Below are 7525 nucleotides of genomic sequence, written 5' to 3' on the forward strand. Positions count from 1 at the left end.
CCCCCGCCACCGCCACCCGCCACTCGCCGCGCGCCCAGGTTCCGGAACCTGTTTCCGCAGGTATAGGGCTTCCCGACGGTTGACACAGACCCGCGACGGCATTACACAAGCCGTAGCCGGAGAGCGCTCTCCCACGGTCCGCCTCCGCACCCTTTCCCTCTTCGCAGGAGTGGCAATGACGCCCTCGCGCAACCGAGCACGCTCCGTTCCACTCGGCCGGGCCTCCACCCGGCTCAGGGCCCTGATCGCCACCGCCGTCGCGGTGGCGCTGGCCGCGACCGCCATGGTGGTGGTGGCGGCGCCCGCTCAGGCGGCCCCCGCACTGCTCTCCCAGGGCCAGCCCACCACGGCCTCCTCGACCGAGAGCTCCGCGTATCCGGCCTCCGACGCCACCGACGGCAACACCGCCACCCGCTGGTCGAGTGCGTGGAGCGACCCGCAGTGGCTGGAGGTGGACCTCGGCGCCACGGCGAGTATCAGCTCCGTGACCCTGGACTGGGAGGCGGCGTACGCGACCGCGTTCCAGATCCAGACCTCCACCGACAACTCCACCTGGACCACGATCTACTCCACCACCACCGGAACCGGCGGCAACCAGACCCTGACGGTCTCCGGCACCGGCCGGTACGTGCGCATGTACGGCACCGCACGGGCCACCGGATACGGCTACTCGCTGTGGGAGTTCCAGGTCTTCGGCAGCTACACCACCTCGTTCTGTAGCACCGCCGACGCCGCGCTCAACCAGCCGACCACCGCGTCCTCGCTGGAGAACTCCTCCTTCCCGGCCTCGGCCGCCACCGACGGCAACACCGCCACCCGCTGGTCGAGCGCATGGAGCGACCCGCAGTGGCTGGAGGTCGATCTCGGCAGCACCCAGTCGATCTGCGGCGTGAGTCTGAACTGGGAGGCGGCGTACGCCACCGCGTTCCAGATCCAGACCTCCACCGACAACTCCACCTGGACCACGATCTACTCCACCACCACCGGAACAGGCGGCGTGCAGAACCTGAGCGTCACCGGAACCGGCCGCTACATCCGCATGTACGGCACGGCCAGAGGCACCCAGTACGGCTACTCCCTCTACGAGTTCGACGTCTACCTCAAGCAGGGCGCCGGATCCTCGCCCTCCGCGTCGGCGTCAGCGTCAGCGTCGGCATCCCCGTCGCCGAGTCCTTCGTCCACCGGCACCTCGGGCACCGGTGAGCCGCCGGCCTCGTTCTGGGGCAACACCTCGGCCATCCCGGCCGCCAGCAACGTCGTCGAGGTCTCGGTGGTCAACCAGACCAACGGCCAGTACCCGGACAGCGAGGTGTACTGGAGCTTCAACGGCCAAGAGGAGTCCATCGCCGCGCAGCCCTACATCGACATGCCGGCCAACTCGGCCGGGCGGATGTACTTCTACCTGGGCTCACCGGACAGCGCGTACTACGACTTCATCGAGTTCACCGTAGGGGCCTCGTCGATCAACCTGGACACCACCCGAGTGGACCGCTTCGGCCTGAAGCTCGCGATCCTGCTGCACGGGCACGACGGGTCGAACCAGGAGATCGGCGAGAACTACGCCACCTTCCAGGAGAGCCGCACGGCCACGTTCCAGCGCTTCGAGAACTCGGTGCCCACCGAGTTCAAGGAACTGGCCACGGACAACGCGCCGTACGGCATCCCGTCCCCCGGCAACGACGCGGCCTTCCAGCCCGGCGGCGCCTACGCCAACTACTTCACCAGCTACGCGGCGGCCAACGGCGACACCACGGACACCACCGCGCAGATCTTCGGCTGCGGCGGCACCCTCGCCGGCAACCCGACCCTGTGCGCCGCACTCAACCGCCACGTCGCCGGACTCTCGACGACGCTGCAGGCCACACCGAGCCAGTTCTACCAGTCGGCTCCGGCGAACTACTACGCCCAGTTCTGGCACCAGAACGCCATCAACGGCGTGCAGTACGGCTTCCCGTACGACGACGTAGACGGTCAGTCCTCTGACATCTCCGTGACCAACCCGCAGTACATGGTGGTCGCCGTCGGCTGGTAGAGCAGAACTACTCCGGCCCGCGGACGAGTGAGATCCGCGGGCCGGAGACCTGCAACGTCGTCACCGCACAAGACGGCACACCGTCCCGCAGCAGCCCCGGATCCACACCCGCATCGCCCAACAGCGTCCGCAGCAGATCCGCCGTAACCCCGCCATGCGTGACAATCGCAGCCGCCGTGTCCTCCCGCGCCACCTCAACAATCAGCTCAAGGAGACGCTCCGCCGCAGCAACCGACGAGTCCCCGCGCAGCGCAGGAACATACCCACGGTCCAAGACCGTGCGGGCCCACTCAGCATGAAAAACCTCGAACCCCTCCGGCCCATCCCAATTCAGCCGCTCGCGAGCCCGCCCGTCGGGCACCGCCTCAAGCCCAGTAGCGGCAGCCACGCACGCCGCAGTCTCCCGAGTACGTCGCAGCGGACTGCAGTAAAGCCGCCCAAGACCCGCGCCCCGAGCCCACTCCCCCGCACGCTCGGCCTGCCGCCGGCCGAGCTCGGTGATCCCAGGGTCGCCAGACTCGCGCACCTTGTCAGCATGTTGAATGAGGTGGACGAGCACCGTGCCACTCCCGTTGTCGCTCATGACGTAACCGGCATCCATGCATCAAGAACAAGCCCCATATCCGCTCCCGACCAGCGAAAATCACAGTCGATAGGCGGCCGGGGCCCGGCTACCGGATCTTGCCATTGTGCCGGATCGCGGCCGCGGCGAGCCACGCAGTTTCGCGCCCGACCAGGCCGACCCAGCCGAACCGGGCCGAGGCTCTCACTCGAGATCAGCAGGCTCTTCTAGCGCTCGATGATCAGGTCGCGATGAGGCTGAGTCCGCCAGCCCGCCCGCCCGTTGCACAAGTGGGCAATCGTGTATCACCTGCGGCCGAACCGTCGCCGCGACCGGACGGTGGTCCGGGCGCGGCGACGGGTCGTGCGGTGTGCTCTATTGCTCTATTTGCCGTGCGCTATGCGCAGCCTGTGATCAGCTCACGGTCTGGCTGAGGGTGCCGGAGGTGCCTGCCGCGTACGCGGCGGAGCCGGAGTAGGCGGCCGTGATCGTGTGCGTTCCGGCGGTCAGCCCGCTGAAGGTGACCTTGGCCAAGCCATTCACCACCGTGATCGCGGGTTCTGCGACGCCATCGATGGTGAGCACGACCGTGCCCGTCGGCACGCCGGTGCCGGGGGCGACGGCGGTGACCTTCACGGTGAAGGTCACCGCCTGGGTCGGCGCCGACGGGTTCACCGAGCTGGTCAGCGTGACAGTGGTCGAAGCTTGGTTCACCGTCTGCTGGAGTGCCGGCGAGGTGGAGGCGGTGTACCCGGCGGCGCCGGAGTACGCGGCCGTCACCGTGTGGACTCCGACGGTCAGCGTGGTCAGGCGCAGGGTCGCCTTACCCGCCGCGGTGAGCGTCACCGGCGTCTGGGCGATGCCGTCCACGGTGAACGTGACGGTGCCGCTCGGTATGCCGGTGCCCGGCGCGGTGGCGGTGGCCTGCGCGGAGAAGGTGACGGCCTGGCCGGTGACCGAGGGGTCGGCCGAACCGGTCGTGGTCAGCGCCACCGTGGTGCCCGCCGGGTCGACGGTCTCGGTGAACGGTGCGGACGTCGCGGCCGGGTTGCCCGCGTTGCCGGAGTACGCCGCGGTCACCGTGTGCGGGCCGGGCGTGGTGAACGAGGCCTTGTACGTGGCGGTGCCCAGGTGCAGCGCCACCGGTGCCTCGGCCGTGCCGTCCACGGTGAAGGTGACCGTGCCGGTCGGCGTCGCGCCGCCCGGGGTGGCGGGGGCGACTTGCGCGGTGAAGGTCGCCTTCTGCCCGGTGACGGCCGGGTTCGCGGACGAGCTCAGGGTCAGCGCGTTCGCGGCGACGGTGACGGTGGCCGATGCCGCGGTGCCGGAGGCCTCGTCGGTGTCGCCGAGGTACGTCGCAGTCACCCGATCAGTGCCGACCGGCAGCGTCGTCGTGGTGAAGGCAGCGGTGCCGGTGCCGTCGACGGTGACCGTCTCAGTGGCGGTTCCGTTGACGGAGAACTGGACCTGGCCGCCGTTCACCGGCTGCCCGGTAGCCGTCTCGGTGGACACCGAGGTGAAGGTGACCGACTGACCCTGATTCACCTGGCTCGCCGTGGCGGCGAGGGCGGTCGTCGTCGGGGCCTGGGTCACCGTCTCGCCGAGCGTCGCGGACTGCTCGCCGCCCGAGTAGTTCCCGCCTCCGGAGTAGGTCGCGCTCACTGTGTAAGAGCCCGGATCCAGGCCGGCCGGAAGTGTGTACCCTGCCGCGCCGTTCGCATCGAGCGGCACGGTGGCCTGCGCGTTGTCCGGTCCGTTGACCGAGAAGACGATCGTGCCGGTCGGGGTGAAGCCGGGCGCCGTCGTCGACACCGTCGCGGTCACCGTGGCCGGCTGGTCGAAAGCGGACGTCGCAGCACTTGTGGACAGCGTCACCGTCGGCGTGGGCGCCTGGAACACGGTCTGGGTGAAGGTGGCCGTGGCCGGGTCGAAGTTGCCCGAGGACGAGGTGTAGCTCGCACTGATCAGGTCCTCGTCAACCGGCAGGTCGGCGCCGGGCAGGGTGAAGGTGGCGATGCCGTACTGGTTGAGCGCGACGGTCTGGGTGAAGGCACCGACCATGACGGTCACGCTGCCGTCCGGGATCGGTCCGCCGGGCTCGCCGACCACGGTCGCGTCGAGCTCGACGTCCTGGCCGAGGTGCGAGGGGTTGTCCGGCGAGGAGAGCAGCAGGCTGCTGATGGACGGGGTCACCGTCTGGGTCAGCGGCGCCGGAGCGTCGGCCGCCGGGTAGTTCGCGTCACCGGAGTAGCTCGCGGTGATCGGGTACGTACCTGCGTTCAGCGACGGCAGTTGGAGCGCCGCCGAGCCGGAGCCGTCCACCGACACCGTGGTCTGCGTCCCGTTGACGGTGAAGGTGACCGAGCCGGTCGGCGTCGGAGCGCCGGAAGGCGCGGCCACCACCGCGACCACGGTCACCTGCTGGCCGTACTCGGCGGTCGGCCGGGAGCTGCTGAGCGAGACGGTCGGAGCCGCGGCCTGGCCTACGGTCTGGGTGAGCGACGTCGCGGTGCTGGGCGCGTAGCCGTTCGCGCCGGGGAAACTCGCCCCGATCGTGTGCGTGCCCGATGACAGATCGGGCAGATCCAGCGTCGCCGTGCCGTTGTCGCCGATCACCACGTCCTGGTTGACTCCGTCGACGGTGAATACGACGTCGGTGGAGCCGCTCGCGGGCTCGCCGCCGCCCTGCGCGGTGAGCGTCGCGACGGCCTGCACGTCCTGCCCGAACGCGGACGGGTTCACGGTGGTTGTCAGCGACAGCGTGGTCTGCGCCCGGTAGACCACGACGGTCAACTGTCCGGCGGCCTGCGGTCCGTAGTTCGCATCGCCGCTGTAGACCGCGTCGATCGGATCCTGACCGGTGGCGTAGTTCAGCGGCAGATCGGCGATCGGGAAGTCCGCCACGCCGTTGACCACGGTCGCCGAGCCGACATAGCTGTAGCCGCCGAAGGCCATGGTGAGGCTGACGGTGCCGGTCGGGGTCGGCGCGCCGGGCTGGTCCGGGGTGAGCGTCATCACCAGGTTGCCCGGCTGGCCGAAGTACGCCGGGTTCGCGTCGGCCGTGATCGACATCTTCGCGCTGTACGGCTTGCCGAGTGTGACCTGCGCGAACACGCCGCCGTCGGAGAGCCAGAGGTTCCCGTCCGGATCGGCGGCGATCCCGTACGACGTCAAGGTGTACGGCTCGGAGAAGAGCGCGTACTGGTCATCGGGTGCCACGCCCACGACCTCCACCCCGGAGCCCGAGTTGGGGGCACCGGCCGCGTAGATGATCCCGTCGGTGCCTAGTACCAGACCGCTGACCTGCGAGATGGCAAGGGGCAGGACGAGGGTGCTCTGGGCGCCGGTGAGCGGATCCAGGGTGCCGATCAGGGAGGTATAGTTCCCCCCGATCGTCGCCCCGTAGCTGAACCAGAGCTTGCCGTCCGCGCCGGTGGTGATCGCGAGCGGGCCGCCGGAGGACGGGTAGGACACCGGGTAGGTGGTGATCACCCCGGCCGGGGTGACCGAGGCGACCTCGACCGGGCCGGGGGCGCCGAACTGGCCGATGAACCACATGTTCCCGTCGGGGCCGAGAGTGATCGAGTTGGCGAAGTTGGCGTATATGTACGCGACGGGCATCGGGAACTGGGTGATCGATCCGTCCGGGGCGAGGTAGCCGACGTAGCCGAGGCCGTTGGCCGACTGTGCGCTGGCCGTCGCGAACCAGATGTCCCCCGCGCTGTCCGCGGCGATGCCGGAGATCAGCCCGCCGTCGCCGGCCGGCAGCGGGTATTCGGTGACGTTGCCCGACATGTCGATCCGGCCGATCTCCGAGACCGTGCCGTTGCCCCCGGTCATCTGCAGGCTGAACCACATGCTCGAGTCCGGGCCGCTGATCAGCTCGAAGGGCGTGTAGCCGATGGAGTAGCGCTTGGCGATCTCCCCGCTCGACGGATCGAGGGCCTCGATCTCCTGGGCACCGACGGTCCAGACGTTCCCGTCCGGGCCGACAGCCAGGCCCGGCCGAGCCGAGGCGTCGGCCACATCGAAGTACGCGCCGACGTCGGCGGCCTGCGGCAGGCCGTCGGCGCCGGGATCGGCGTGCGCCACGCCGGGGCTCAAGGCGCCGAGCGCCAGCACGACGGCGCCCACCAGCGCCGCAGCGGGCGGTCGAGACCGCGCCAGACTCAGAATTCGCATAGGAAGGACCCCCTCTTCCGGACGGCCGCCGGGGTCCGGGCGCGCATCGCTCCGGTCTCAGGGGAAAGATATGCCGGAGGTCTCTGGGGAGACAGGGTTTTGAGTAAATATCCCGCCATGTAGTACAGCGGGAGATCTTGCACCTGGTCTCTTGATCAATCGTCGACCGGGCATGCTCGAGAACCTGATCGAGGACGACATGGCCGGGTGGGCCGACGACGTTCAGACATGGGCGGATGAGCTGGGGTTTCCGTTCAACCGGCCGGAGCCGAGGCGGGCCTTCGGGCTTTTCATCAGAGGTCAGCTATCGGGTGCGCCGAAGAAGAACGCACGGCCCTTGCGGAGCAGTTCGGGTGCCGCAGTTCGGGTGCCGCAGTCCCGATGCGCTCCAGTACCTGATGTCGCGACCTGGACCCAGCGACGGAAGCGACGGCTGGATAACCCGGCCCGCAGTCAAACAAGATCCCCTGCTGTACGACAAGTACAGCCGCCGGGCGCCATGTAGATGTAAAAGCCAGCGATGCGAAAATCAGCGATGCAAAATCCTTCTGCACCGAGCAGGCCAGCAATAAAGAATCCTGCATCGAGTGACGGGCGGTGTGACACGCCGCTTCGGGCGGGCCGGCGAGGCCGGATTCCGCACCGGGCGCGGCAGACCGGGCCACGGACCCTCCGCAAGGATCCAGCCAGGGGTGGGGCTCTCTCCTCGGGCGGGCAGACGCAGCATTTATCAGGGTTCTGATTCTTTC

General features: G+C 69.0%; 3 protein-coding genes. 1 reads left to right on the forward strand and 2 read right to left on the reverse strand.

What is annotated here, in order from left to right:
• Positions 1-175: 175 nt before the first annotated feature.
• Positions 176-2032 (forward strand): discoidin domain-containing protein, encoded by a 1857-nt coding sequence (locus tag KDL01_RS37030; RefSeq protein ID WP_212533383.1) that lies wholly within the window; start codon positions 176-178, stop codon positions 2030-2032.
• A 7-nt stretch (positions 2033-2039) separates the two neighbouring features.
• Here KDL01_RS37030 and KDL01_RS37035 read toward each other — a convergent pair whose 3' ends face one another.
• Entirely contained in the window at positions 2040-2633 is a 594-nt protein-coding gene (locus KDL01_RS37035; protein WP_212533384.1) for a histidine phosphatase family protein, read from the reverse strand.
• 375 nt (positions 2634-3008) lie between these two features.
• Positions 3009-6776, reverse strand: a complete 3768-nt coding sequence (locus KDL01_RS37040; protein ID WP_212533385.1) for an Ig-like domain repeat protein — start codon at positions 6774-6776, stop codon at positions 3009-3011.
• Positions 6777-7525: the final 749 nt, after the last annotated feature.

It is taken from the genome of Actinospica durhamensis, assembly GCF_018139695.1.
GTDB classification, from domain to species: Bacteria; Actinomycetota; Actinomycetes; order Streptomycetales; family Catenulisporaceae; genus Actinospica; species Actinospica durhamensis.

Coding starts and splice junctions, on each gene's coding strand:
- KDL01_RS37035 (WP_212533384.1), bottom strand. CDS start 2,633: ATGGATGCCGGTTACGTCATGAGCGACAACGGGAGTGGCACGGTGCTC.
- KDL01_RS37040 (WP_212533385.1), bottom strand. CDS start 6,776: ATGCGAATTCTGAGTCTGGCGCGGTCTCGACCGCCCGCTGCGGCGCTG.
- KDL01_RS37030 (WP_212533383.1), top strand. CDS start 176: ATGACGCCCTCGCGCAACCGAGCACGCTCCGTTCCACTCGGCCGGGCC.